Consider the following 26,404-nt stretch of genomic DNA (forward strand, 5'->3'; position numbering starts at 1 on the left):
ACAGTGAACAGGCTACCGGCCCCGACCGGATGCGGCATCCGGGGAACAGGCTATTGGCCGTGAACCTCGATGGCGATGATGCCGGCATCCTTGCGGTCCCGGGCCAGATGCACGACGGCGTAGCCGCCCGTCGGGAGCAGCCCGGCGGCCCGCACGCTCGCATTGAGCGGGGTGTTCGTGTCGCGCGCGATCGCGGCGATGATCTCGGGCAGCACAGGGCCGTGGCTGCACAGCACGACCGTCTTCTGCTGCTCCAGCCTGCGGGCGACGACCGCGTCGATCGGTGCGGCACCGTTCTCGTAGGCATCCTGACTGATCTTGTACGTCTGCTTCACATGCAGGCCCGTGCGCTTGGCGAGCGGCTTGACGGTCTCGACGCAGCGCACGGCCGTGCTGCTGAACAGCTTCTCGGGCCCGAACGCGGCGATGCCGCCCGCCGCGGCCTCAGCCTGTCGCCGCCCCTCCTTCAGGAGCGTGCGTTCGGCATCCTGCCCATCGAATTCGCCGGGCGAGATGGCCTTGCCGTGCCGCAGCGCGATGATTGCATAGCTGCGCAGCGTGTCGTTGTCGACCCGAGCCTGAAAGCGTTCGAGAACCTCGCGGTCATGCGGGTAGGTGAGGGCGGCGCGGGCCTTCTTGAGGCTCAGCCACTCGAGCTTCTGCACCTCATCGTTGGGGGTGAATGAGGAGGCTGTGTGCGCATCGTCGTCGACTTCCGCCGTCCAGTAGTGCACGATCTTCTCGCGCCCATTGGGAAGGGTGTACTCGGTCGTGCCGAGGGGCGCTCCGAGGGCGACCCGCAGGCCGGTCTCCTCCTCGATCTCGCGTGCGGCGGTCTGCGGCAGGCTCTCGCCCGGGTCGACCTTGCCTTTGGGCAGCGAGACGTCGCCGTGGCGTTCGCGATGCACCAACAGGATGACGATCCTGCCGTCGACGACGCGCCAGCAGAGCGCCCCGGCTGCCAGCACGGGTGTGGCCGCGGGGCTCACCGGGTGGTCCCCGCCCTCTTCCGTGAGCTGATGTTCTTCATGAGGACATTCTGCATGTCCTCGAGGCGTGTGCCGTCCTCGGCGAGGTGCTGCCGGGTCCATTCGCCGTCCGATTCGAGGCGCCACGACGAGGTCTTGTCAGACATGGACAGCTCGAAGATGGCGTCGATGTCGGCCAGATGGGCGGCATCCGTCAGACGCACGAGTGCTTCGACGCGGCGATCGAGGTTGCGGTGCATCATGTCGGCGCTGCCGATGTACGTCACAGGGTCGCCGTTGTTCACGAAGCTGAAGATGCGCGAATGCTCCAGGTAGCGACCCAGGATCGAGCGCACCTGAATGGTCTCGCTGAGGCCTTCGACGCCGGGCCTGACGCCGCAGATGCCCCGCACGACCAGATCGATGGGCACGCCGGCCTGGCTGGCGCGGTACAGAGCGTCGATGATCTGCTCATCGACGATGGAGTTGAGTTTGATGCGGATGCCACTGGGCTTCCCTGCGAGGGCGTTGCGCGTCTCCGTCGTGATGCATTTGATGAGGCCCTTGCGCAGGTGCAGCGGGGCCACCAGCAGGCGCTTGAACTTCTTCTCGATGGCGTAACCGGAGAGCTCGTTGAAGAGACGGTTGAGGTCGCGGCCGACGATGGGGTCGGCGGTGAGCAGCCCGAGGTCTTCGTAGACGCGGCTCGTCTTCGGGTTGTAGTTTCCTGTTCCGATGTGGCTGTAGTGGCGCAGCCCGCCCTTCTCCTGGCGCACGACGAGCGCGAGCTTGCAGTGCGTCTTGAGCCCGACGAGCCCGTAGACGACATGCACGCCGGCCTTCTCGAGTTTGCGCGCCCAGGTGATGTTGGCGGCCTCATCGAAGCGCGCCTTGATCTCGACGAGCGCAAGAACCGCCTTGCCCGCCTCGGCGGCGTCGATGAGCGCCTCCACGATGGGGCTGTCGCCGCTCGTGCGGTAGAGGGTCTGCTTGATGGCGAGCACGTTCGGGTCGGCGGCGGCCTGCTCGAGGAACGCCTGCACGCTCGTTCCGAACGACTCGTAGGGGTGGTGCAGCAGGATGTCGCGGCGCGCGATGGAGGCGAACACGTCGGGGCTCGCGCCCGGCTCGGGCGGCAGCAGCGCCACATTCGTGGTCGGCACATGCTTGGAGTATTTGAGCGACGGCCGGTCGATCTTGAACACCTCGAACAGCCCGCCGAGGTCGAGCGGCGCCGGCAGCCGGAACACCTCCTGCTCGGTGATGCCCAGTTCGCGCACGAGCAGGCCGAGCGTGACGTCGTCCATGTCGTCGGTGATCTCGAGCCGGATGGGCGGCCCGAAGCGTCGGCGCAGCAGCTCCCGCTCGAGGCTCTGGATGAGGTTCTCCGACTCGTCCTCGTCGACCTCGACGTCCTCGTTGCGGGTGACCCGGAACTCGTGGTGCTCCAGAATCTCCATCCCCGGGAACAGCTCGACGAGGTGGTTCGAGATGAGGTCCTCCAACGGGATGAACCTCAGAAGGCCGCGCGCGTCATCCGGCAACTGCACGAAACGGGGCAGGATGCTCGGCACCTTCACGCGCGCGAACTCGACCTTGCCCGTCTTGGGGTTGCGCACCCGCACCGAGAGGTTCAGCGACAGCCCGGAGATGTAGGGGAACGGATGCGCAGGGTCGACGGCGAGCGGCATCAGAACCGGATAGATCTGGGCGGAGAAGATCTCGTCGACGCGCTCGCGGTCCTCCTGGTCGAGGTCGCTCCACGATTCGATGTGGATGCCGGACGCATCGAGACTGGGCTTGACCTGTTCGCGGAACGCGCGGGCGTGGCGCTCCTGCAGCTCGTGCGCCTTGCGGCTGATGTCGTCGAGGACGTCGAGCGGCGCGCGGCCGATGTTCGTGGGAACGGCGATGCCTGTCGCGATGCGACGCTTGAGGCCGGCGACCCGCACCATGAAGAACTCGTCCAGGTTGCTCGCGAAGATGGCCAGGAAGTTGGCGCGCTCCAGCACGGGCAGCGTCTCGTCCTCTGCCAGTTCGAGCACGCGCGTGTTGAATGCGAGCCAGCTCAGCTCGCGGTCGAAGTAGCGGTTCGCGGGCAGCGTTCCGTCGTCGACCCAGGCCGACTCGGAGTCGTAGTCGTCGTCGAGGCTGTCCGTGGCCAGCCCGGTGTCGTCGATGATGCTGTCGCCGTCCATTGCACAATCTTGGCACCCGCAGGTGAATCCGCGGTTAACGCCCCACCCGCTGGTCGAATCGCCCCGCGACGCTACCCTGCTGGTCGAGGTGCACCGGCGCGAAGCGTCTGTGCAGTCTCGAGACCAGCCCACGAGGGCGCACCACCTCGAGCAGCGGTTCTTACGTGCTGTACTGCACGTCCACCGTGTGCTCGCCGAATCCGAAGGAGCGGTACAGCCGCACGGCCGGCTTGTTATCGGCTTCGACGTACAGGTTCGAGGTGCGGATGCCGCGGGCGGCCAGTCGGGCAAGGCCGGCGGTCACGAGGCGCCGGCCGAGGCCTTCGCCCTGCCGTTCGGGGTCGACGCCGACGGCGTAGAACTCGCCGATGCCGTCGTCGATTTTCAGCCAGCTGAAGCCTGCCAGGTCGTCGCCGTGCCAGAGCAGCAGAAAGTCGTCCGCGTCGAACCAGTCTTCTGCCATCCGCTCGTCGAGGTCGCCCTGCGTGAGGGAGCCCTGTTCCGGATGCGACGCGAAGGCGCGCGCGTTGAGCGCCAGCCAGGCGTCGTCGTCGGTTCCGGGGCGGAACGCTCTGACGCCCTCCGTTGCGGGCACGTCGGTGGGCACGTCGGCGCGCAGTTGCAGCAGCGTGCGCACGGCCGTGAGCCTGTGGCGGGCGGCGAGGGCGCGCGAGGCGGGGTGGTCGCCGTGTGCCCACAGGAGGAGTTGCGGGTTCTCGTCGAGCAGCTGCGCGAGCATCCGCCCTCCGATCCCGTGCCGGCGTTCCGTCGGGTCGACGACGAGTTCTGCTTCGCCGGGGTCGCCCCGCAGCAGCACGGCGGCACCGGCCTCGTCTGCGGCGAGCAGTTCGCGTCGCCCGGTTCTCAGTTCGACGAGGGCCTGGTCGGAGAAGGGCGGTTGGCCGTCGGCCTGCCGGGCTCGTTCGATGAGCGGGCCGAGCCATCCGGGCACGGCGGTGGGGGCGTCAGTCGCCATCGTTGTCGTCCTTTCCGGTGAAGTGGTAGCCGACGTTGCGCACGGTGCCGATGAGCAGGTCGAATTCGCCGAGTTTGGCGCGCAGCCGCCGCACGTGCACGTCGACGGTGCGGGTGCCGCCGAAGTAGTCGTAGCCCCACACTTCGCTGAGCAGTTGTTCGCGGGTGAACACGCGGGAGGGGTGGCTGGCGAGGAAGCGCAGCAGCTCGAATTCCTTGTAGGTGAGGTCGAGTGTGCGTCCGTTGACCTTCGCCGAGTAGCTGGCCTCGTCGATGACGACACCGGATGCGCGGATCTTCTGGTCTGTCTGGTCACCGGCCCTGCGCCCCATGGCCAGGCGGATGCGGGCATCGACTTCTGCCGGACCTGCGGTGACCAGCAGCACGTCGTCGATGCCCCAGTCGGAGTTGACCGCGGTGAGCGCGCCTTCTGTGACGATGAGGACGAGGGGGGCGGTCATGCCGGTGCCGGCGGCGATCTTGCACAGCGCCTTCGCCCCGGCCAGGTCGTGGCGGGCGTCGATCATCATCACGTCGCAGCTTGGCGGGTTGACGAGTTGGCTTGCGGTGGCCGGCAGCTGTCTCACCCTGTGGCTGAGCAGGCCCAGCACCGGCAAGACCTCGCTGTCGACCGCTGGTGTCAGTATCAACAGCTGCGCCAACGGGGCCTCCAGATTTTCAGGTCGCCAGTCTATCCAGTGACGTGGGCCCTCGTGCGCGCAGTGTTCTTTGTGCTCGGATGCGGCAGGATTGAGTCATGATGTCAGCCGATTCCGCGCCGCAGCCGGCAGATCCTGCGCAGCCGCGGGTGGGCCCGCCACGCTGGAGCGCGAGGCTGAGTGTCGTCGTCGTGTGGGTGGCGGCTGTCGTCGGCGCCGTGCTCGTGCTGGTCTTCGGGGTGGCGGGGCAGCACATGGTGTGGTTCCCGATCGTTCTGGCGGTCACTGTGCTTCTGGCGTTCTCCCTGCAGCTGTCGCTCGACAGCAAGGAGGGGCTCGTCGATCGGTTGATGGCGAGCATCGTGGGCGCTGTTGTCGTGTTGGCGGTGGCCACCGGCGTCCTGCTGCTCGGCTGAGAGCATCCGGCGCCCCGGGCGCATCTTCGCGGCCTGCGGCGCGGTGCCGCTAGAATCGGAGCATGCTGCTCGCACTCGAACTCTTCTTCGTCGGACTCCTCGTGCTCGCCGTTCTGGCTATCGGGGGCATCTCCGCTGTCGTTCTCTACAACCTCTTCCGGGGCCAGCGCTAGGGAGGCATCCGCCCCCGCACGCAGCTCCGTCTTGTCTTGGCGGTGATGTACTCATGATCGAACTGGATGCGTCGCTGCCCCCTGAGCTGGTGCCTCTGTCGTGGCTGATCGGCGTCTGGGAGGGCTCGGGGGTCGTCAATTTCCCTGTGGGCGATGAGGTTCGCAATTTCGAGTTCGGCCAGCGTGTGAGCTTCAGCCATGACGGCCTGCCCTACCTCAACTACACCTCGTCTGCCTGGGTCCTCGATGAGGCCGAAGCTTCTTCTCTTGACAGCGCGCCGCTCGCATCCGAGGTCGGCTACTGGCGTCTCTCGCGGCCGGTTCAGGCGGCGGATGCCGGCCCCGGCATGCTTCCCGGCGGCGGGCCGGCCCCATTCTCGTCTGCGGAGCAGGTCGAGACGCTGCGCAATGCCGACTCCGGTTTTGACGTCGAGGCGACGATCGTGCACCCGGGCGGGGTCAGCGAGCTGTATCTCGGCCAGGTGAAGGCTGCCCGTATCGATCTGGCGACGGATGCTGTGATGCGGTCGGCGACGGCGCACGAGCATTCCGCGTCCACCCGCCTCTATGGTCTTGTCGACAATCACCTCCTGTGGGCGTGGGATCTGGCTGCGTTGGGCCAGCCGCTCACGTCCCACGCGTCTGCGAGGCTCTCCCGTGTCGACTGACGTTCCTGTGTCTGCGGCTGTGCCTGGTGACCAGCCGGCTGCGGGCATCCGCTCGCCGTGGTTGTCGCGCGCGGGCGCCGTCGAGGCGACGGGCATCGACGCGGGCATCGCCGCCCACTACGGCGACCCCGTGAGGGAGCAGCGCGAGCTTGTGGCGGGCAGGGCGGCCGTCGACCTGTCGAACCGCGGCGTCATCTCGGTGACCGGCCCCGACCGCCTCACCTGGATCGACTCGATCACCAGCCAGTCCGTCGCACGGATGCAGCCGGGCGAGTCCTCCGAGACGCTTCTGCTCGACCAGACGGGCCGCATCGAGCACGCCGTGCGTCTTGTCGACGACGGCGTCACACTCTGGATGCTCGTCGAGGGTTCCGAGACGGCGGCCCTGCTCGGCTGGCTGGAGCGCATGCGGTTCATGCTGCGCGTGGAGCTCGCCGACCGCAGCGCGGAGCTTGCAACGGTGGGTGCGTTCGGCGATCTCGACCTGCCCACGGCCGCCCCGAACGGTGTCCCGCTGCTCTGGCGCGACTCGTGGTCGCACGTCGCCGAGGGCGGCTGGCAGTACTCCCAGGGCGAGCACGCAGGCGCAGAGTTCGACTACTCCGAGGCGCTCGTGCCGTGGGCCGAGTTCGACGCGCTCGATGTGCCTGCCGCCGGGGTGCTCGCGCTGGAGGCGCTGCGCATTGCCGCCTGGCGCCCGCGCTTCGCCTCCGAGGTCGACGAGAGGTCCATCCCGCACGAGCTCGACTGGCTGCGCTCCGCCGTGCACCTCAGCAAGGGCTGCTACCGGGGCCAGGAGACGGTCGCGAAGGTGCATAACCTGGGCCACCCGCCGCGTCGGCTCGTCATGCTGCACCTCGACGGATCGGACGCCGTGCTCCCCGCGGCCGGCGACGAGGTCGTTCTCGTCGCCGATGGGGTCGACAAGGTTGTCGGCTCGGTGACATCCGCAGCCCGCCACCACGAGCTGGGTTCGATCGCGTTGGCCGTCGTGAAGCGGATGACCGACCCGGTCGCCGAGCTCGTCGTCGTCGCCGACGGGGCGCGTGTCGCCGCAGCGCAGGAGCTCATCGTGCCGCCCGGCGCAGGGGCCGAGGCGAATGTGCCGCGCCTGCCGCGCCTGGGTGCGGTCACGCGACCGCGCTGAGCCGCGCGCATCCGCCGCTCTTCTCCGCTCGCTAGGCTGTTCGCATGACGTACACGCTGATTCTGCTGCGCCATGGCCGCAGCGACTGGAACGAGAAGAACCTGTTCACCGGTTGGGTGGATGTCGACCTGACAGACGACGGTCGCGCCGAGGGGCGCCGCGCCGGTGAGCTGCTCGCCGCATCCGGCCTGCTGCCCGACGTGCAGTACACCTCGCTGCTGAAGCGTGCCATCCACACGGCCAACCTGGCCCTCGAGACCGCCGACCGCGACTGGATCGACGTCAAGCGCAGCTGGCGCCTCAACGAGCGCCACTACGGTGCCCTGCAGGGGCTCGACAAGGCGGAGACCCTCGAGAAGTACGGCGAGGAGCAGTTCATGACGTGGCGCCGCAGCTTCGACACCCCGCCGCCGCCCCTCGACGACGACAGCGAGTTCTCGCAGGCACACGACCCGCGCTACGCCGAGCTCGGCGCCGACCTGCCGCGCACCGAATGCCTGAAGGACGTCATCGAGCGGATGCTTCCCTACTGGGAGTCCGACATCAAGGTCGACCTCGCAGCAGGCAAGACGGTGCTGGTCACCGCGCACGGCAACTCGCTGCGGGCGCTCGTGAAGCACCTCGACGGTATCTCGGATGCTGACATCGCCGAGCTGAACATCCCCACCGGCATCCCGCTCGTCTACGAGCTCGGCGACGACTTCATGCCGACGAAGCCGTCCGAGTACCTCGACCCGGCTGCTGCTGCTGCCGGCGCGGCCGCGGTTGCAGCCCAAGGCAAGAAGTAGCCCGCCGAGTCACTTCGCGGTTGGTCTCGAGACTGTCGCTTCGCGACACCTCGACCAGCAGGTGACCCGCTGGTTGAGGTGTCGCGCTCTGGCGTGTGCGAACGACCCCGCTGGTTGAGGTGTCGCGCTCTGGCGCGACAGTCTCGAAACCGGCGGGGTCGTTCACAGCCTGAGGCTCAGTCTTCGGGGGCGACCCAGTCGCCGGTCGCCAGGTAGTGCACCTTCTTGGCGATGGAGACGGCGTGGTCGGCGAAGCGCTCGTGGTAGCGCGACGCGAGGGTCGCGTCGACGGTGTCTTCGGCGCCGCCCTTCCAGGTCTCGCCGAGAACCTTCTCGAACACGCTCAGGTGCAGCGCGTCGATCCGGTCGTCGTCGTTGCGGATCTCCTCCGCCAGCTGCACGTCTTCTGTGCGCAGCAGCTCGGCGAGTTTGCGCGCCATCTCGACGTCGAGCTGTCCCATCTCGACGAAGGTCTTGCGCAGGCTCTTGGGCACGACCTTGTCGGGGAAGCGGTAGCGGGCCAGCTGCGCGATGTGGTCGGCCATGTCGCCCATCCGCTCAAGCGATGAGGAGATGCGCAGTGCGCTGACGACGATGCGCAGGTCGCGGGCGACCGGCTGCTGCCGGGCCAGGATGTTGATGGCGAGCTCGTCGAGGTTGATCGCGAGTTCGTCGATCTTGTCGTCGTCGGCGATGACCTGCTCGGCGAGCGACACGTTCGACTCGTTGAAGGCTCTTGTGGCGTTCTCGATCGACACGGCCACGAGGCTCGCGATCTCGACCAGACGCTCCTGAACCTCTTGCAGCTCCTGCTGGAATACTTCGCGCATCGACAGATCCTCTTCTCGTCTTGTGTCCGGTCGTGGTTCGTCTGCGACCGTCCGGCCCGCTGATTCTTTCGCGGGAAAGTTAACGACCGGTGATCTTTGCCTGAACAACGACGTGCTCGGCACTGCCATCCGCCCCTGCCAGAATCGGCCGGTCGTAGATGTAACTAATCTAGTCTCTATGGAACCCAGCCTGCTGGTTGCCCTGTCGCTGGTCTTCGGTGTAGCCGTGGGTGCAGCTCTGGTCAGCCTCGTGCATCACGCCGCCCGGCGCGGCGAGCGGGCTGCGATGGTCGTCAACGGCGGAATCCCCGACGGCGTCTCCCAGGTGCTCGACGCGCTCGAGTCAGCCGCGGTCGTGGTGGACCCTTCGAACAACGTGCTCAAGGTGTCGCCGGGTGCGCTCGCATTCGGCCTCGTCGGCAATCAGGTGCTCGTGCACCCCGAGATGGTCGAGCTGGTGAACCGGGTGCGGCGCAGCGGTGAGCCGCTCGCCGAGGAGGTCGTGCTCACGCGCGGCCCCTACAGCGATGCATCCGTGCACCTCTTCGTTCGGGTGGCGCGGCTGGGCACGCGCTTCGTGCTCCTGGTCGCCGAGGATCGCACCGAGTCGTATCGGCTCGACGCGGTGCGCCGCGACTTCGTGGCGAACATCAGTCACGAGCTGAAGACGCCCATCGGCGCCGTCAGCCTGCTGGCGGAGGCCCTCGCGGCGGCCTCGGACGAGCCGGAGCAGGTGAAGCGTTTCGCGAAGCGCCTCAGCAAGGAGTCGGAGCGACTCGCCCGCATCACGCGCGAGATCATCGAACTGTCGAGGCTGCAGGCGGCGGATGCTCTGGCCAGGCCCGAGATCGTCGACGTCGACCATGTGGTCGCCTCCGCGATCGACCAGAACCGCGTGATCGCCGACAAGCACGGCATCCGTCTCGCCAGCGGCGGTGACGCGGGCACGCGGGCCTACGGGGACGAGGACCTGCTGATCGCCGCGGTGCAGAACCTCGTGTCGAATGCCATCCAGTACTCGCCCGATAATTCGCGCATCGGTGTGGGTGTCGTCTCGGGTGACGGGGTGCTCGAGATCTCCGTCACCGACCAGGGCATCGGTATCGAAGAGCAGGACCTCGACCGGGTGTTCGAACGCTTCTACCGCATCGACCCGGCGAGGGCGCGCAACACGGGCGGCACAGGCCTGGGGCTGAGCATCGTGAAGCATGTCGCCCAGAACCATGGGGGCGATGTGCGTGTGTGGTCGCAGCCCGGCAAGGGCTCGACGTTCACGATCCGAATCCCCGAACTCACGGATGCCGACGCCCGGCTCGCCGACCATGACCCTGCACCGACGACCAAGCCGCGTCGCGGCAACGACCACGTCAAGGAGACCAAGTGACCCGCATCCTCATTGTCGAAGACGAGCACGCGCTGAGTGAGCCGCTCGCGTTCCTCCTGGAGCGCGAAGGCTACGAGACGGTGATCGCCGACGACGGGCCGGCGGCGCTCGAGGCGTTCGCGGCTGGCAACGTCGACCTCATCCTGCTCGACCTCATGATTCCGGGCATCCCCGGCACGGAGGTGTGCCGCGAGATCCGCACGCGCTCGCAGGTGCCCATCATCATGCTCACGGCGAAGGACAGCGAGATCGACATCGTCGTGGGGCTGGAGCTCGGCGCCGACGACTATGTGACGAAGCCGTACTCGTCGCGTGAACTGCTGGCGCGCATCCGTGCCGTGATGCGTCGCCGCAGCGAAGTGGAGGACGAGCAGGACTTCGCCATCGTCGAGGCCGGCTCCGTGCGGATGGATGTCGACCGGCACACGGTCGAGGTCGGCGGCGTCGAGGTCGCCATGCCCCTGAAGGAGTTCGAGCTGCTCGAGGTGCTGCTGCGCAACGCGGGCCGGGTGCTGACCCGCGGCCAGCTGATCGACCGGGTGTGGGGGAGCGACTACTTCGGCGACACGAAGACCCTCGACGTGCACATCAAGCGCATCCGCTCGAAGATCGAGACGAACCCGTCGGAGCCGGTCATGCTGGTGACGGTGCGCGGCCTCGGCTACCGCTTCGAGGAGTAGGCGGCGGGTTGCTCAGCCCGCGGGTGGCTCGGCGGGTTGAGTGGCGAGCGCTGGCGAGCGTATCGAAACCTCGTCTGCGGTTACGGCAGGTACTGGGTGTACTCGGGCAGTGTGCCGTCGAGCACCGGTACGAGCATCTGCTTGCCGGTCTCGTCGTCGTACTGAACGAACACGGGCATCAGGCTGCCGGGCTTGGCGTCGATGCCATCGAGCAGGAACTGCTCGTCGGTGCCGATCGATTTGACGGTGTTGCCGGCGACGCTGACCTTCTTGTCGATCTTCTGTCCATCGCCCTCGTACTGCAGGGTGACGGTGACCCGGTCGTTGCCGATGTTGGCGACGCTCGCGATGAGGTTGCCGGTCTCGCCGTCGTTGCTCAGCACGATCGCGTTGAGCACCTTCACGCTGGCGATGGTGGCGCTGGTGCCGTCGCTGGGGTCATAGTGCTCGGTGGTCGCCTGCGGGGCGATGAAGCCACAGCCGGCTGCGGTGAGCATCACGACCGCTGCCAGACTTGTGGATGCGACGATACGAGCTCTCACGGGACCCTCCAGAACACGAGATTTGTGCGTATGCGCCCGCGGCGAAACCCGCAGGAAGACACTGAGAGTTTAGTCTAGCGAGAGCGCTGGGCGGTCGGGGAGTTAGGGCAGCCTAACATGAGCTCTGCTGTGGTAAACTGGTGGCCACGGAATGGAGCTTTACGCATGCTTTTCGAGGTCGGCGAAACCGTCGTATACCCCCACCACGGTGCAGCAACAATCACCGAGGTCAAGAAACGAACCATCAAGGGCGAGGAGAAACTCTACCTCAAGCTTAATGTCACCCAGGGTGACCTTGTCATCGAGGTCCCCGCAGAGAACGTCGATCTGGTCGGCGTCCGCGATGTCATCGGGCAGGAGGGCCTCGACAAGGTGTTCGAGGTCCTGCGCGCGCCGTTCACTGAGGAGCCCACCAACTGGAGCCGTCGCTACAAGGCGAACCTTGAGAAGCTCGCCTCCGGCGACGTCATCAAGGTTTCCGAGGTCGTCCGCGACCTGTGGCGCCGCGATCAGGATCGTGGCCTCTCGGCTGGCGAGAAGCGCATGCTCGCCAAGGCCCGCCAGATTCTGATCTCCGAGCTCGCGCTCGCAGAGAAGACTGACGAGGAGAAGGCCTCGGGCATGCTCGACGAGGTGCTTGCCTCGTAGTCACGCTCGAACGAAACGACTCGGCCCCGTCCCACACCTCGTGGGGCGGGGCTTTTTCGTGCGCACCGCGGCGCCGCCCCGGCAGTTCCCGCCGCGGGCTGGCGTTACGCTCGTAGGCATGCAGTCGCCTTCTGTCGCCGTCGTTGTGGTCGCCGCGGGCAGCGGTGCCCGTCTGGGCCGTGCCGAGCCGAAGGCCTTCGTGCCGCTCGCGGGTCGCCCCCTCCTTGCGCACGCCCTCGATTCCGTCTTCGGTATGGGCGAGGGGCTCGACGGGGGCCGTTCTGTGCAGCTCGTGGTGGTCGCACCCGCGTCGAGGCTGGATGAGGCGCGCGCGATCGTCGAGGATGCGGCGGGCGTGGCATCCGATCGTGTGAGTGTCGTCGTGGGCGGCGCGACCCGGCAGCTCTCCGTCGCGGCGGGCCTCGCCGCCGTCGCACCCGGAACCGGCACGGTGCTCATCCATGACGCTGCGCGTGCGCTCACCCCGTCAGCCCTGTTCGACGCGGTCGTTGCTGCGGTCGAGTCGACCGCGGGGGGCGTGATTCCCGGGCTTCCGGTCGCCGACACGATCAAGCGGGTGGATGCCTCGGGTGCCGTGCTGCAGACGGTGGACCGTTCCGAGCTGGCAGCGGTGCAGACGCCGCAGGGCTTCCCGCTGCCCGAGCTGCTCGCCGCCTACGAGGCCGCGACGGAGGAGTTCACTGACGACGCCGCCCTGTTTGCCGCTGCGGGGCATCCGGTGTCAACGGTCGAGGGTGATGCGCTCGCATTCAAGGTGACCACCAGCTGGGATCTGCGCAGGGCCGAGCAGCTGCTCGGCGGCAGCGCACAGCCCACACTGCGTACGGGCATCGGTGTCGACGTGCACGCCTTCGACGACGCCAGCCCGCTGTGGCTGGGTGGCCTCTACTGGCCTGACGAGCCGGGCCTGAGCGGGCACAGCGACGGCGATGTGCTCAGCCATGCGGTCTGCGATGCGCTGCTGTCGGCGGCGGGCCTCGGCGACATCGGCGGGCGCTTCGGAACATCGGATGATCGCTTCGCCGGCGCGCACGGCGACGTCTTCCTGTCGGAGACGGCGCGGCTTGTCGCGGGGGCCGGTTTCACCGTGGTCAACGTTGCGGTGCAACTTGTCGCGAACCATCCGAAGCTCGCGGCTCGCCGTGTCGAGATCGAGCAGCGGTTGGGCGCGCTCCTCGGGGCGCCGGTGAGCGTCTCGGCGACGACGGCGGACGGGCTCGGTTTCACGGGGCGGGGCGAAGGCATCACGGCCATCGCGACGGCGCTGCTCCAGGCATCCTGAGCCATCCCCTTCCGCGAGAGGTCATTCTCGGCCCTTCCTGACGTGGTGGTGGGGCCAGGAATGACCTCTCGGCGAAGGACAGGGCGCAGAGCGGGCACTCGAATAAGCTGGTGCAATGACCGTGCGCCTCTACGACTCCCGCAAGCAGGAGTTGCTCGACTTCGAGCCCCTCGAGCCAGGCAGGGTCGGCATCTATGTGTGCGGGCCGACCGTGCAGTCGTCGCCGCACATCGGCCACCTGCGTTCGGCGCTCGTCTACGACCAGTGGCGCCGCTGGCTGGGCTGGCGCGGATTCGATGTGACGCTCGTGCGCAATGTCACCGACATCGACGACAAGATCCTGGCGAACGCCTCAGCCGAGGAGGAGTGGTGGGCTCTGGCCTACCGTTTCGAGCTCGAGTTCACGGCGGGCTATAACGCCCTCGGCATCCTGCCGCCCACCTATGAGCCGCGCGCGACGGCGAGTGTGGGGCAGATGCAGCAGATCATCCAGCGGCTCATCGACCGCGGTCACGCCTATGCCGCGCCGGATGGTTCGGGCGATGTGTACTTCGACACCGCATCCTGGGCCGACTATGGGGCGCTCACCCGCCAGAAGCTGTCGGACATGGCGGATGCGACGGATGCCGACCCGCGAGGCAAGCGCGACCCGCGAGACTTCGCACTCTGGAAGGGGCACAAGCCCGAGGAGCCCGCGTCGGCCTCGTGGCCGTCCCCGTGGGGTGAGGGCCGACCCGGCTGGCACATCGAGTGCTCGGCGATGTCGTCGCGCTATCTGGGCCCGGCCTTCGACATCCACGGCGGCGGGCTCGATCTGCGCTTCCCGCATCACGAGAACGAGTTGGCGCAGTCGTCGGCCGCCGGCGACGGCTTCGCAAGCTACTGGGTGCACAACGGCCTCGTGAACGTCAACGGGCAGAAGATGTCGAAGTCGCTCGGCAACTCGATCTACGCAAGCGACTTCCTGGAGATGGCCCGCCCGCTCGTCGTGCGCTACTACCTCGGCTCGGCCCACTACCGCTCCACGATCGACTACCACGACGGTGCGCTTGTGGAGGCGGAGGCGGCCCTCGAGCGCATCGAGGTGTTCCTGCGCAGGGTCGAGCGTCGTCTCTCCGGCACCCGTTTCACATCCGACATCGTCATCGACATTCCGGATGCCTTCGCCGCGGCGATGGACGACGACCTGTCGGTACCGCAGGCGCTCGGCGTGCTGCACGACACTGTGCGGGCCGGCAATGCGGCCCTCGACGGCGAGGATCTGGCGTCGGCCGCGCGGGCGAACGGTCAGGTGCTGGCGATGGCAGAAGTTCTCGGAATCAACCCTCTGGCCGTAGAGTGGCAGACTGCGGCGAACGAGCCGGCCACTGCGGCGCTGGGCGCGCTGGTCGGGAATCTGCTCGATGGCAGGCGTGCCGCTCGCGAGCGCCGCGATTTCGCCGAGGCCGATCGCATCCGTGACGAACTGGCCGCCGCAGGCATCCAGATAGAAGACACCCCGTCGGGCCCGCATTGGAGCCTGGCGAACGAATAACCCCACGACCGATCTGAGGAACCCATGAAGAGCAGCGGAAACAAGCCTCGCGCAGGCGCTGTGCGCAAAGGCCGCAAGGGACCCCAGGTGGGCTCTGGCGGGCAGGGCCGCCAGGCGCTCGAGGGGCGCAAGCCGACGCCGAAGGCTGAGGATCGGCCGTACCACCCCGCCGGCAAGCGCAAGATCGCGCAGGATCGCCTGAATGAGAAGCGCGGCGGTCGCCCGACTCCGGATGCTGCGCCGCGTCAGCAGCGCGCGCCGCGGGCCAAGACGAATGACGGCTCCGCCCAGGTGGAGGTCGTGACGGGCCGCAATTCTGTGGTTGAGGCGCTGCGGGCGAAGATCCCCGCCACGACGCTCTACGTTGCCACCCGCATCGAGTACGACGACCGCGTGAAGGAGATCATGGGTCTCGCCACGAAGCGTGGCCTGCCCGTGCTCGAGGTCATGCGCCCGGAGCTCGACCGTCTCGCCGGCTTCGACGCCGTGCATCAGGGGGTGGCACTGAAGGTTCCGCCGTACGAGTACGAGCACCCGCTGGAGCTGTTCGAGAAGGTTGTCGCGCGCGGCCAGAAGCCTCTCTTCGTGGCGCTCGATGGCATCACCGACCCGCGCAATCTGGGTGCGATCATCCGTTCTGTTGCCGCGTTCGGTGGCCAGGGCGTCATCGTGCCGCAGCGTCGTTCGGTGGGCATGACGGCTTCTGCCTGGAAGACCTCGGCCGGAGCGGCCGCGCGCACGCCCGTCGCGATGGCGGCGAACCTGACGCAGACGCTCAAGGCGCTGAAGGAGCGCGGTGTGTTCGTGCTGGGGCTCGACGGCGGCGGCGATGTGGAGCTGCCCGGGCTCAGCTGGGCTGGCGAGCCGATCGTGATCGTGGTCGGCAGCGAGGGCAAGGGGCTGTCGCGTCTCGTGACGGAGACCTGTGACGCTGTCGTGTCGATTCCGATCAGCGCGTCGACGGAGTCGCTGAACGCCGGAATCGCGGCCAGTGTCACGCTCTACGAGATCTCGAAGCTCCGTGCTGAGGCCAAGAAGAAGAGGTAACCCGTCAGGGCTGACCGGATCGTTCGGATGTTCACGCGTCAGACGAGCGTGCGCCAGTCGACCTCGTCGTCATCATCGCGGATGACGGCGATGGGCACTGTGATGGTGCCGGTGACGGGGTCGATGACGGTGGCCTCGTCGCGCCGGTGCCGCAGGATCGTGTCCACGTAGGAGGTGACGGCCTCCGCGAGCGGAACGTCTCGCGCCTCCTGCTGTGACATGAACCAGCGGTGGTCGAGCAGCTGGTGGAACACCTCGGCCGGCTCCAGCTTGCCCTTCAGGTCGCGCGGGATCGCACGCACGATCGGCTCGAACACCTGCGCGAGCCACTCGTGCGCGACCATCTCCTCGTCGAGATCCTGCTTGTTGTAGGTGGCGGTGTACGAGTCGAGGTCGTTGAGCAGGCGTCGCGCCTGATTCTCGCCGGCGTCGAGCCCTGTGAGCCGCAGCAGCCTGCGCTGGTGGTGGCCCGCATCCACGACCTTCGGCTGGATGCGCACCTTCGTGCCCGACTCATCCGTCTTGATGGCGAGCTCTTCTATGTCGAAGCCGAGCTCGTTGAGCCTGTCGACCCGCTCGGTGATGCGCCAGCGTTCGGATGCCTCGAATGACTCTGCGCCCGTCAGCTCGGTCCACAGGCTGCGGTAGGCGGCGACGATGCCGTTGCTCACCTCGACCGGGTCGAGGTTCTCGTCGAGGCGGTTGCCGGCGGCGAGGTCGAGGAGCTCGCCCGCGATGTTGACCCGCGCGATCTCGAGGTCGTGCTCGCGCTGCCCGTTGGAGAGGCTGCCGTACAGTTTGCCGGTCTCGGCGTCGACCAGATAGGCCGCGAAGGAGCCGGCATCCCGGCGGAACAGCGTGTTCGAGAGCGAGACGTCACCCCAGAAGAAGCCGATGATGTGCAGGCGCACCAGCAGCACGGCGAGCGCGTCGACGAGCCTCGTCGCCGTCTCGGGCCGCAGCGTCTGCGAGTAGAGGGCGCGGTACGGGAGCGAGAATTTGAGGTGACGCGTGACGAGCGCCGCATCGAGTGGTTCGCCCTCAGCATCCGTGCGGTTGGTGATGACGGCGACCGGCTCCACGCAGGGGATGTCGAGGCGCTGCAGCGTGCGCAGCATGTCGTACTCGCCCTTGGCGAACTCCTCGGATGTCTCCTTGATGGCGATCACGTAGCCGCTCAGGTGGGCGAAGCGCACCAGGTGGCGGGAGATGCCCTTCGGGAGGGCCGCGATCACATCGTCGGGCCACAGGTCGAGCGGCAGATCCCAGGGGAGGTCGAGCAGCGCCGAGTCGACGGTGGCGGAGGTGATGCTGAGTGAGCCTGCCATCTGAGGTCCTAACGGTGCGGTGAAAGGAATGAGCCTGCCGGAATGCCGCGCTGGGCGGATTCCGGCAGGCTCACCCGATGGTTTTTCTGCTCAGTCCTCGATGGGCTTGCTGAGGCGCTCGCCGCTGGCCGTGTCGAACACGTGAACGTGCTGCGGCGTCGGCAGGATGAACACCTTGTCGCCCGTGCTCGGGTGGCTGCGGCCGTCGACGCGAGCGACGATGTCCACGCGGTCGCCGTTCACCTCGGTGTGGCCGTACAGGTAGCCGTCGGCGCCGAGCTCCTCGACGATGTCGACCTCGACGGGGAGGCCCTCGCCGGTGTTCGAGACGACGACGTCTTCGGGGCGCACACCGATGGTGACGCTTGAGCCGCTGGCGCTGGAGAGAACATCGCGGTCGAGCGCGACACTGCTGGTGCCGAACTTGAGGCCACCCTCGATCAGGTCGGCGGGGAACAGGTTCATGGCGGGCGAGCCGATGAAGCCGGCGACGAACACGTTCTTCGGCTCTGCGTACAGCTCGCGCGGGGTGCCGACCTGCTGCAGCACGCCATCCTTCAGCACGGCGATGCGGTCACCCATGGTGAGCGCTTCGGTCTGGTCGTGCGTGACGTAGACGGTGGTGACGCCGAGACGACGCGTGAGCGACGCGATCTGCGTGCGGGTCTGAACGCGCAGCTTCGCGTCGAGGTTCGACAGCGGCTCGTCCATGAGGAACACCTGGGGGCTGCGCACGATCGCACGGCCCATGGCGACGCGCTGACGCTGACCACCCGAGAGGGCCTTCGGCTTGCGGCCCAGGTACGGCTCCAGGTCGAGCAGCTTGGCGGCCTCGAGCACGCGGGCGGCACGCTCGTCCTTGTTGACGCCGGCGATCTTGAGCGCGAAGCCCATGTTCTCGGCGACCGTCATGTGCGGGTAGAGCGCGTAGTTCTGGAACACCATCGCGATGTCGCGGTCCTTCGGCGGCACGTCGGTGACGTCGCGGTCGCCGATCATGATGCGGCCATCGTTGACCTCTTCGAGGCCGGCGAGCATGCGCAGGGTCGTGGACTTTCCACAACCGGAGGGGCCGACGAGTACGAGGAACTCGCCGTCGGCGACCTCAAGGTCGATCTGGTCGACCGCGGGGCGGGTGGAACCCGGGTAGAGGCGGGTTGCCTTGTCAAAGGTGACAGATGCCATGACTGTATTTCTCCTTCACCGGCAGGTACGTGCCGGACGATCCGTAGTGAATGGATGATGGCCCGCCGCCGGGGCGGCAGACACTGCGCCTCATTATGCCATGGTGGGGGCGAAGCGCACCCCGCGGGGGAGGAGTGGGCTGTATGCCCCCGTCCTGGGGGTCAGGATGCGGTGAGCGGCTGGCTAGGATTGTGCAGCATCCGTCTGGCCAACTCCCAGACTGGCTGTTTAGCATCGTAGAGTCCCGCGCGGCCGCTTACCGCTCCCGCTGACTCCCGCTTCCTGCGGGGGATGGGGACTGCACGACGACAGCCGTCCTGCTGCGAGCCCTCGGCCCGTGACGTGCATTTCCAAGAAGGTCTTAGTGAGGTTTGATGACGTACGGCGTTTCGGGTGGGGCCCAGCCGAGCAAGAACGAGAAACGTGTCGCCGCGCGTGACAAGGCGAAGCTTCGTCGGCTCGAGCAGAAGAAGAAGGAGAAGCGCAATCGTGCGCTGATCCAGGGTGGCGTCATCGTCGGCGTGCTGGCGGTCATCGTCGTCGTCGTGCTCGTCATCGTCTCGAATATCCCCAAGCCGAACCCGGGCCCGCTGAACATGCTGAGCGATGGCATCCGGATCGGCGCCGACTTCACGGCGGATCGCACGGCCGCGCTGCAGCCCGAACAGGAGCCGGTGCCGTCGGTGCCGAGCGATGACCCGGAGGTCGTCGACATCCGCATCTACCTCGATTACTTCTGCCCCGCCTGCGGAGCGTTCGAGAAGGCCAACAACGAGCAGATCGCCACCTGGGTGCAGAGCGGTGCCGCGACGGTCGAGATCCACCCGGTGTCGTTCCTCGACCGCTCCTCGCTGGGTACCAAGTACTCCAGCCGTGCCGCCAATGCGGCCGCCTGCGTCGCCAACTACGCACCCGACCAGTACTTCGACTTCAGCTCGCTGCTCTTCGCCGAGCAGCCCGCGGAGGGAACCGAGGGGCTGAACGATGAGCAGCTGATCGGCATCGTCGGCGACGCCGGAGTGAAGAGCTCATCAGCCATCGAGTCGTGCATCAAGGACAACCGCTTCAAGAAGTGGGTGAATGCGGCCACGGCGCGCGCCTTCGAGGGGCCGCTTCCCGGCGTCGACGTGGAGAAGATCGAGCGCACCCCTACCGTGTTCGTCAACGGCGTGCAGTTCACCGGTGACATCACGGATGCGACGGTGTTCGCCAAGTTCGTGAGCACCGCCAGCGGCAATGCATTCAGCGACGAGCTGAAGGCCACCATGGAGCCGAGCACGAGCCCGAGTCCGTCGGCGGAAGCACCCGCGGAGTAGCCCGCTGCCGACGCGCACACCACGGGGCGTGCCGTAGGGCGGCTGGTGGAGCCTCCTATCGGATTCGAACCGATGACCCTCGCTTTACAAGAGCGATGCTCTGGCCAACTGAGCTAAGGAGGCGGGCGTGCGCGAGCGCACCTCCGCAATAGTAGCGGAGGTGGCCCGGGCGCTTCCTACTTCTCTTCGAAGTTGAGGGAGAGCGAGTTCATGCAGTAGCGGTCACCCGTGGGGGTGCCGAAGCCGTCAGGGAAGACGTGGCCGAGGTGCGAGCCGCAGGTGGCGCAGCGCACCTCCGTGCGGACCATGCCGAGGCTTATGTCTTCGATCAGCTTGACGGCATCCGGGTCGACCGACTCGTAGAAGCTGGGCCATCCGCATCCGGATTCGAACTTCGTTCCGCTCTTGAACAGTTCGGCGTTGCACGCGGCACAGGTGTAGACGCCGGCGCGGCTCTCGTCGAGAAGCTCGCCCGACCAGGCCCGTTCGGTGCCGGCCTGGCGCAGCACCTGGTAGCGCTCCTCGCCGAGTTCGGCGCGCCACTCGTCCTCGGTCTTGGTGACCTTGTAGTTGTCGCTGGTGGGCTTGCTCATGGCGCTACCTTCCGGAGGAGTGGGGGGTTCATTTAGCTTAAGCGTGCGCGGGCCCGGTTTGTTCCGCATTACGCCGGGAAACTTAGGGCACCCTAAGGAATTTTTTGACTCCGGATGCCGCAGCCCACTAGAGTCGATTTAGCTTAGGCATGCCTAAGTTCGCCGATCGTCGGCACCGCACCCCACAGCACCCACTGGAGCACATCCGTCGTGAATATCTCGTTCGCGCGCCCGCAGCCCCTGCGCGCCGCACTCGCCCTGCTCATTGCTCTGCTCGTCGCCCTCGGCGGCACACTCGTTGCAGCCGCCCCGGCGAGTGCGGTGGAAAGTCCGGTGCTGACTGCCTCAACTGCTCCCAGCGATGGTGGTGCGGTGACGGTTGTCGGAACAGGGTTCGATCCTGCCGGGGTCGGAGTGTATGTCGGGCTCGGCTCGGCCGGGCAGACCGGTTTCTACACGGGCTCGATGCTCGAGACCGTCTGGGTGGCCGCCGACAACGCGGAGGGCTCATCTGGGATGGGGCGTACTGCGCCGCTTCAGGCGGATGGCTCCTTCTCCGTGACGTTCACCGTGCCTGCGCCCACTGAGGCCGCGCCGGCGTACGCCGTCTACACGTCAAAGGCACATGGTCTGGGGGTGTCTGACCCGTCGCAGAATTCCACCACGGCGATCATGTTCGCCGCGGCTCCCGAGCCCGAGCCGGAGCCTGAGCCTGAGCCGGAGGCGCCGGCAGCCCCGACGGTGACGGTGTCGAAGGCGGCCGGTCTGGATGCTGCGGGTGAGACGATCACGGTGACCGGTACCGGTTTCGTTGCGGATGGCACGGCGACGAACGGTGCCCGCCCGCCGCTGGCCGACAAATTCGCGGGCGCCTATGTGGTGTTCGGCAAGTTCGCCGATGCCTGGAAGCCGAGTGAGGGTGCCGCGTCCTCGGCGCGCAAGGTGCTCGATGGCCAGCAGAAGTGGGTTGTCATGCCGGAGGATGTCGCAACGATCGGCGGCACGGGTGCCGGTGCTGTCGCACTGAACCCCGATGGTTCCTTCTCGATCGAGCTGACCGTCTCCGCTACGGAGGCGAATGAGGCGCTTGCCGGCAACTACGGCATCTACAGCTATGCCGGTAGCGGCGCCAAGGTCGCGGCATTCGAGACCTACACCCCGCTGTCGTTCGCGACGGCGACGGATGCCCCGAGCCTGACGGTCTCGAAGGTCACCGGTCTGAATCCGGCCGGTGAGACGATCACCGTCACCGGCACCAACATCGTGACCGGGTTCGTGAACACGCATGTGCGCCCGGGTGTGGTCAACGAGGCCGGCATCTACGCACAGATCGGCTACCTCGACGCGAACTGGCAGCCGAGTGAGGACGCGGCATCCGCATCCCGTTCGAATGCCTACTCGACGTGGGTGAAGGAGGAGGGCGCGGCGCCCAGCTACACGGTGTGGAGCGACAACGGCGACGGCACGGCCGACTTCAGCTGGACGGTCGAGGTGACGAAGGCGAAGCTTGACGCCGTCGCCCGCGCAGGTGCGACGCTCGCCGTGTTCACCTCCGGTGCGGGAGGTGTCGTGCAGGCGGCGAACGAGCTCGCCGTGCCGATCGCGTTCGCGACGGCAGCCCCGCCCGTCACCCCGCCCGTGACGCCACCGGTCACACCGCCTGTGACTCCGCCGACGACGCCTGAGGTTGTCGTTCCGACGACGGCCGGTTCGCTCACCTGGGGTGTCAAGGACTCGTTCCGCAGCTACGTGACCGGCTCCGTCGCCCACGGCAGCATCAGCACGACCGGCGCACGAGCATCCGGAGGCGCTTTCGTCTTCGGCCAGGCCGCAGGGGGTAGCTTCACCAAGGATGCCGGGGTCGGCACCGCGAACTACTCCGGCTCGGTGCGCTTTACCGGTCACGCCGGGGTGCTCGACCTGACATTCGCTAACCCCGTCGTGCAGGTCGACTCCGCCACCAGTGGCACCCTCTACGTCAGCAGCAACGGGAGCCGCATCGCAATCGCCAGCCTCAACCTTGCGGCAGGGAGCCGCAGCGAGAGCGGCGCCGCAGTGACCTACTCAGGCGTTCCGGCGACACTGACCGCGCAGGGCACTCAGGCGTTCGCCCTCAACGGCAGCCCCTTCTATGCCGCAGGCACAGCACTCGACCCGCTCAGCTTCACCATCGGAGCGCCCGGCAACACCGGCGGTGGTACCGCCGTGATCGCCTCCTACGTGCAGCAGGCGGTGACACAGTCCGCGACTGCACAGCCGGCCGCGACACCGCCCGCAACAACAGGCGTTATCGTCGACGGCGGCACCGACAAGGTCAAGGAGGGTGGCAAGATCACCATCACCGCCGACGGCTTCCAGCCGGGCGAGACGGGCATCCTTGTCGTCATCTACTCCGAGCCCACAGTGCTTGACCGCAACGCCACAGCAGACAGCACGGGGCGTGTGAGCTGGACGGGCACCCTGCCCGCCGGACTCACCGGCCAGCACACGCTCACCCTGCAGGGTTCCGTCGACCGCGGCGTCGTCATCGACATCCCCGCATCCACGAAGCTCACCTCTCTCGCGAGCTGTGCGGTGACGGATGCGAAGCTCGTTTGGGGTTTCAAGGAGGCCTTCCGCTCGTACATCAGCGGAACCATTGCCAACGGCGAATGGATCGTCAGCGATGGTGCAGCCTACGAGACGCCCGACTTCAGCTGGAGTGATGGCGTCGGCGGCTACGACAGCGCTACCGGAGAAGGCGACATCGCATTCGCCGGAGCCATCCGATTCACCGGCCACGGCGGCATCCTCGACACCACTGTCGCCAACCCGCGGCTCGAGATCATCGACGCAGACACCGCCTACGTGCTGCTCGATGTGACCGGCACCACGCAGGAGGGCGAAGAGATCAAGCAGACGGGGGTGCGTTTCGTCGAGCTTGACCTCAGCGCCGCAACCGACAACAGCACTGACGCGCTGCTGAGCATTCAGGATGCCCCGGCCACGCTCACCGAGCTGGGCTCAGCCGCGTTCGGCACCTACGAGGTCGGAACCGAATTTGACCCGGTCACATTCACGGCCACCCTCGACCCCGAGTGTGCGGTCGCGGCCACGACCAGCGTGAGCGACGAAAAGCCGCAGGCGACCGTCACGCCCATCTCCGCCGGCCCCGACCTCGGCTGGCTGCTCTGGGCCGGACTCGCGCTGCTGGTGCTGCTGATCGCCGCAGCCGTCGTGATCATCGTCCGTCGCCGCGCCACCCAGGGCTGACCCGCCGCCAGCCCAACGACATGCCCCACCGGGCGCACCCGGTGGGGCATGATCGACAGATGAGCCCCCGCCCGACCGCCGAACGCGACACCGCGCAGTGGTACCGGGACTTCGCGCGACAGGTGGCCGGCGTCTCGCCTGTCTACGAGGCCTGGGCCGACGGAATCGCCGGCGACGTGAGCATCCGGGCCCTCATCGACACGCTTCCCGAACAGAAAAGACAACCACCCCTCGTGCTCGCCACAGCACGCCTCATCGGCGCGGCAGAAGGCGACTACGACGGTCTCGCCCAGTTCCTGCGCGAGAACTGGCAGCAGGTGGCGACCGAAGCTGCGGTGCGCCCCATGCAGACCAACGAGCCCGCCCGCTGCGCCGCACTGCTGCCGGCGCTCGCACAAATCCCCGGGCCGATCGCACTGCTCGAACTTGGGGCGTCAGCCGGGCTCTGCCTGCACCCCGACCGCTACAGCTACGACTACAACGCCACACGCCTCGACCCCGCCGCGGGGCCATCCGAGTTGCTCCTCCACTGCGACGGAAACCCGCCCCAACCGCTCCGGATGCCCGAAATCGTGTGGAGGGCAGGGATCGACCTCGAACCGCTCGACCCGGCAGAACCGCGCGACCGTGACTGGCTCGAAGCACTCATCTGGCCCGGGCAGCACAAACGCCTCGCCCGGCTGCGCAGCGCCATGACGATCGCGCAGGCGGACGAACGGATGCTCGTGCGCGGGGACGCCGCAGACAAACTAGACGAGGTGGCCGGCCTCGCCCCCGACGGGTCAACACTCGTCATCGTCACAGCGGGTGTACTCGTCTACATTCCCTACGCGCAGCGGATGCGACTGGTCGAGAAGATCCGCAGGCTCGACGCCTCCTGGGTGTCGCTTGAAGGCTCAGCCGTGCTGCCCGACGTGGCGGAGAGACTGCCGGCCGGAAGTGGTGCAGGGCGATTCGTGCTCGCGCTCGACGGGCATCCGCTCGCCTACGCGGGGCCGCACGGCGAGACACTCGAGCCGCTCGCGGGGTAGCTCGGCGGCCGGTCTCGAGACTGGAGCGGTAGACCACTGATCGACTCGCTCCGCGAGCTTCCTCATGCAATGCCGCTGCGCGCCATTGCACCTCGACCAGCGGGTGGTCTCGCGGGTTGAGGGGCTACGCCGCGGGCGCGTAGACGGCGCGGGCGAGCGCGTCGAGCACGTCGGCGGTGCGCGGCCCGAAGCTGAGCACCTGCCCGTCGGCCATGTCGACGAAGCGGCGGTTCATGCCGGCCGGGGTCTGCGCGAGCGCGAGTTTCGTGTCCAGTAGTTGGTCGACGCCGCCGGCGCTCTCCAGCCCGGAGGTCATCACCAGGATGAGGTCGGGCCGGGCCGAGATGACGGCCTCATCGGTCATCGGTTTCATGCCCGTCCAGCCGATCTCGGCGGCGACATCGATGCCGCCGAGGCCCGTGATGATGTCGTCGACACCCGATTCGCTGCCGAACAGGTAGTAGATGCCGCTGCCGCCGCGCAGGTACAGGAACAGCATCCGCAGCTTCTCGCCCTCCGCCTTCGGGGCGATGCCGGCGATCTCGGCGACCTTTGCGTCGATCTGCTGTTGCAGCGCCGTCGCGAGCAGTTCGCCGGCGTCGGGGGCGCCGAATGCCGCCGCAACCTGTCGGGCGAGCTGCCCGACGCCGTCGAAGCCGGGTTCGGCGTCGACGAACACGACGGGGATGCCGGCGTCGCGCAGCTGCAGGATGACGTCGATGGGGCCGATGGTGCCGTCGGTGATGACGAGTGTCGGCCGCAGCGCGAGCACTGACTCGTTGTTGATGGAGTGCCCGCCGGAGGTGACCACGGGAAGGTCCGCGACCTCGGCGAACGTCGACGACACGTCGCGCCCGACGAGGCTGTCGGCGAAGCCGAGCCCGACGATCGTCGCGGCGACCGAACCGGACATGTCGAGGCCGAGAACGCGGGAGGTCTCGTCGACGGTCACCTCGGTGTCGCCGTCGAGGTCATGCGAGGTGACGGTCGCAGGCAGCGTCTGCGAGGGCGACTCCTCGACGGCGGTGATGGATGCGGATGCGAGCATCGCGGTCGATTCGCCGTGCCAGGAGAGCGGGTCGTCGAGCAGGTCGAGCTCCGCGAGCGGCACCGACTGTGCGCCGGGCGTGCTCGCCTCGGGCTCCTGGGCGCCGGCCGTGCCGCCTGCGCAGCCCGCGAGCATCGCGATGGCGGCGATCGAGGCGATGGCGGCGACGAGCGGTCGGATGCTGGGGCGGGCGAACAAGCGGAGAGTCCTTGGGCTGTGGGCTGGGAGGGGGCGCGGATGCTGCAGCGCGAGAGGCAGCACCTCTTAGGTAATCCTAACCAAAGAAGCCTGAAATCACCATGGACGTCTCCCTGTTCGCGAACTGCCGCGCGACCTGCCCGGCTTCGGGGCGTGCCCGCCTAGGATTGCGGCGATGTACGAGACCGAGCGAGCCGATCAGGGCGAGGGCCAGGAGCTCCCCGAGCGGGAGCTCATGGTGCTGGCCTTCGAGCGTCGCCCGTGGCGGCATCCGGGTGCCAAGGAGGAGGCCATCCGTGTGGAGCTTGGCCTCAGCACGGCCCGCTACTATCAGGTGCTGAATGCGGCAATCGACTCGCCTGCCGCGCTCAAGTACGATCCGATGCTCATCAGGCGGCTTCGGCGGCTGCGTGACGGCCGTCGGCGCGGCGTGTCCGGGGGAGACCCGGCGGGGGCGTCGCCCATTACCGCTCGCGGCTGAGCCCGAACGGCG

General features: G+C 67.5%; 24 protein-coding genes and 1 tRNA gene. 14 read left to right on the top strand and 11 right to left on the bottom strand.

What is annotated here, in order from left to right; translation table 11 throughout:
* Positions 1-50: 50 nt before the first annotated feature.
* From FB562_RS00335 to FB562_RS00350, 4 genes are all read right to left on the bottom strand, one after another.
* On the bottom strand, positions 51-989 hold the full coding sequence (locus FB562_RS00335; RefSeq protein WP_141879322.1) for an NUDIX hydrolase: 939 nt from the start codon (positions 987-989) through the stop codon (positions 51-53).
* Complete coding sequence (locus FB562_RS00340) at positions 986-3,166, bottom strand: RNA degradosome polyphosphate kinase (RefSeq protein ID WP_141879323.1); 2,181 nt, start codon at positions 3,164-3,166, stop codon at positions 986-988. Before FB562_RS00340 ends, FB562_RS00335 begins: the two co-directional genes overlap by 4 nt.
* Positions 3,167-3,326: 160 nt before the next feature.
* Entirely contained in the window at positions 3,327-4,142 is an 816-nt protein-coding gene (mshD, locus tag FB562_RS00345; RefSeq protein ID WP_141879324.1) for a mycothiol synthase, read from the bottom strand.
* The gene (locus FB562_RS00350; protein WP_185740407.1) at positions 4,132-4,803 is read right to left on the bottom strand and encodes a winged helix-turn-helix transcriptional regulator; all 672 of its coding nucleotides are present in this window, start codon (positions 4,801-4,803) and stop codon (positions 4,132-4,134) included. Before FB562_RS00350 ends, mshD begins: the two co-directional genes overlap by 11 nt.
* Before the next feature lie 95 nt (positions 4,804-4,898).
* Here FB562_RS00350 and FB562_RS00355 point away from each other — a divergent pair, with 95 nt between their 5' ends.
* From FB562_RS00355 to FB562_RS00370, 4 genes are all read left to right on the top strand, one after another.
* Positions 4,899-5,216, top strand: coding sequence for a hypothetical protein (locus FB562_RS00355; protein WP_246081281.1), 318 nt, complete (start codon positions 4,899-4,901; stop codon positions 5,214-5,216).
* A 226-nt stretch (positions 5,217-5,442) separates the two neighbouring features.
* Positions 5,443-6,057 (top strand): heme-binding beta-barrel domain-containing protein, encoded by a 615-nt coding sequence (locus FB562_RS00360; protein ID WP_141879325.1) that lies wholly within the window; start codon positions 5,443-5,445, stop codon positions 6,055-6,057.
* Complete coding sequence (ygfZ, locus tag FB562_RS00365; protein ID WP_246081282.1) at positions 6,047-7,204, top strand: CAF17-like 4Fe-4S cluster assembly/insertion protein YgfZ; 1,158 nt, start codon at positions 6,047-6,049, stop codon at positions 7,202-7,204. Before FB562_RS00360 ends, ygfZ begins: the two co-directional genes overlap by 11 nt.
* 44 nt (positions 7,205-7,248) lie before the next feature.
* Complete coding sequence (locus tag FB562_RS00370; protein WP_141879327.1) at positions 7,249-7,992, top strand: phosphoglyceromutase; 744 nt, start codon at positions 7,249-7,251, stop codon at positions 7,990-7,992.
* 176 nt (positions 7,993-8,168) lie between these two features.
* Here the strand turns inward: FB562_RS00370 and phoU are convergent, their stop codons facing one another.
* A complete protein-coding gene (gene phoU / locus FB562_RS00375) occupies positions 8,169-8,822 on the bottom strand; it encodes a phosphate signaling complex protein PhoU (protein WP_141879328.1) in 654 nt (217 codons plus the stop codon).
* A 178-nt stretch (positions 8,823-9,000) separates the two neighbouring features.
* Between phoU and FB562_RS00380 the strand changes: the two genes are divergently transcribed.
* Both FB562_RS00380 and FB562_RS00385 read left to right on the top strand, forming a co-directional pair.
* Positions 9,001-10,206: a sensor histidine kinase gene (locus tag FB562_RS00380; RefSeq protein WP_141879329.1), complete on the top strand. Its 1,206-nt coding sequence runs from the start codon at positions 9,001-9,003 to the stop codon at positions 10,204-10,206.
* The gene (locus FB562_RS00385; RefSeq protein WP_141879330.1) at positions 10,203-10,886 is read left to right on the top strand and encodes a response regulator transcription factor; all 684 of its coding nucleotides are present in this window, start codon (positions 10,203-10,205) and stop codon (positions 10,884-10,886) included. The genes FB562_RS00380 and FB562_RS00385 overlap by 4 nt, the downstream gene beginning before the upstream one ends.
* A gap of 80 nt (positions 10,887-10,966) precedes the next feature.
* On the opposite strand, the gene FB562_RS00390 is transcribed toward FB562_RS00385, so the two are convergent.
* A complete protein-coding gene (locus FB562_RS00390; protein WP_141879331.1) occupies positions 10,967-11,428 on the bottom strand; it encodes an LPS-assembly lipoprotein LptE in 462 nt (153 codons plus the stop codon).
* A gap of 165 nt (positions 11,429-11,593) precedes the next feature.
* Between FB562_RS00390 and FB562_RS00395 the strand changes: the two genes are divergently transcribed.
* From FB562_RS00395 to rlmB, 4 genes are all read left to right on the top strand, one after another.
* Complete coding sequence (locus FB562_RS00395) at positions 11,594-12,076, top strand: CarD family transcriptional regulator (RefSeq protein WP_141879332.1); 483 nt, start codon at positions 11,594-11,596, stop codon at positions 12,074-12,076.
* Positions 12,077-12,194: 118 nt separating this feature from the next.
* The gene (ispD, locus tag FB562_RS00400) at positions 12,195-13,379 is read left to right on the top strand and encodes a 2-C-methyl-D-erythritol 4-phosphate cytidylyltransferase (RefSeq protein ID WP_141879333.1); all 1,185 of its coding nucleotides are present in this window, start codon (positions 12,195-12,197) and stop codon (positions 13,377-13,379) included.
* A 115-nt stretch (positions 13,380-13,494) separates the two neighbouring features.
* The gene (gene cysS / locus FB562_RS00405) at positions 13,495-14,913 is read left to right on the top strand and encodes a cysteine--tRNA ligase (protein ID WP_141879334.1); all 1,419 of its coding nucleotides are present in this window, start codon (positions 13,495-13,497) and stop codon (positions 14,911-14,913) included.
* A gap of 24 nt (positions 14,914-14,937) precedes the next feature.
* Positions 14,938-15,960, top strand: coding sequence for a 23S rRNA (guanosine(2251)-2'-O)-methyltransferase RlmB (gene rlmB, locus FB562_RS00410; protein WP_141879335.1), 1,023 nt, complete (start codon positions 14,938-14,940; stop codon positions 15,958-15,960).
* A gap of 38 nt (positions 15,961-15,998) precedes the next feature.
* Here the strand turns inward: rlmB and FB562_RS00415 are convergent, their stop codons facing one another.
* Both FB562_RS00415 and FB562_RS00420 read right to left on the bottom strand, forming a co-directional pair.
* On the bottom strand, positions 15,999-17,288 hold the full coding sequence (locus FB562_RS00415) for a DUF4032 domain-containing protein (RefSeq protein ID WP_141879336.1): 1,290 nt from the start codon (positions 17,286-17,288) through the stop codon (positions 15,999-16,001).
* Between the two features lie 90 nt (positions 17,289-17,378).
* The gene (locus tag FB562_RS00420) at positions 17,379-18,473 is read right to left on the bottom strand and encodes an ABC transporter ATP-binding protein (RefSeq protein WP_141879337.1); all 1,095 of its coding nucleotides are present in this window, start codon (positions 18,471-18,473) and stop codon (positions 17,379-17,381) included.
* Positions 18,474-18,847: 374 nt separating this feature from the next.
* Here FB562_RS00420 and FB562_RS00425 point away from each other — a divergent pair, with 374 nt between their 5' ends.
* Positions 18,848-19,789, top strand: a complete 942-nt coding sequence (locus FB562_RS00425; protein WP_141879338.1) for a DsbA family protein — start codon at positions 18,848-18,850, stop codon at positions 19,787-19,789.
* 46 nt (positions 19,790-19,835) lie between these two features.
* Here the strand turns inward: FB562_RS00425 and FB562_RS00430 are convergent.
* Both FB562_RS00430 and msrB read right to left on the bottom strand, forming a co-directional pair.
* Positions 19,836-19,912, bottom strand: a tRNA-Thr gene (locus tag FB562_RS00430).
* Positions 19,913-19,965: 53 nt separating this feature from the next.
* On the bottom strand, positions 19,966-20,382 hold the full coding sequence (gene msrB, locus FB562_RS00435) for a peptide-methionine (R)-S-oxide reductase MsrB (protein WP_141879339.1): 417 nt from the start codon (positions 20,380-20,382) through the stop codon (positions 19,966-19,968).
* 210 nt (positions 20,383-20,592) lie between these two features.
* Between msrB and FB562_RS00440 the strand changes: the two genes are divergently transcribed.
* Positions 20,593-23,634 (top strand): HtaA domain-containing protein, encoded by a 3,042-nt coding sequence (locus FB562_RS00440; RefSeq protein ID WP_141879340.1) that lies wholly within the window; start codon positions 20,593-20,595, stop codon positions 23,632-23,634.
* Between the two features lie 59 nt (positions 23,635-23,693).
* Positions 23,694-24,665, top strand: a complete 972-nt coding sequence (locus tag FB562_RS00445) for a DUF2332 domain-containing protein (protein WP_141879341.1) — start codon at positions 23,694-23,696, stop codon at positions 24,663-24,665.
* A 124-nt stretch (positions 24,666-24,789) separates the two neighbouring features.
* Here FB562_RS00445 and FB562_RS00450 read toward each other — a convergent pair whose 3' ends face one another.
* Positions 24,790-25,911: a heme/hemin ABC transporter substrate-binding protein gene (locus FB562_RS00450; protein ID WP_246081283.1), complete on the bottom strand. Its 1,122-nt coding sequence runs from the start codon at positions 25,909-25,911 to the stop codon at positions 24,790-24,792.
* Between the two features lie 175 nt (positions 25,912-26,086).
* Between FB562_RS00450 and FB562_RS00455 the strand changes: the two genes are divergently transcribed.
* On the top strand, positions 26,087-26,392 hold the full coding sequence (locus tag FB562_RS00455) for a DUF3263 domain-containing protein (RefSeq protein WP_141879342.1): 306 nt from the start codon (positions 26,087-26,089) through the stop codon (positions 26,390-26,392).
* The last annotated feature ends 12 nt before the right edge of the window (positions 26,393-26,404 follow it).

This window comes from Homoserinimonas aerilata (genome assembly GCF_006716125.1).
GTDB lineage: Bacteria > Actinomycetota > Actinomycetes > Actinomycetales > Microbacteriaceae > Homoserinimonas > Homoserinimonas aerilata.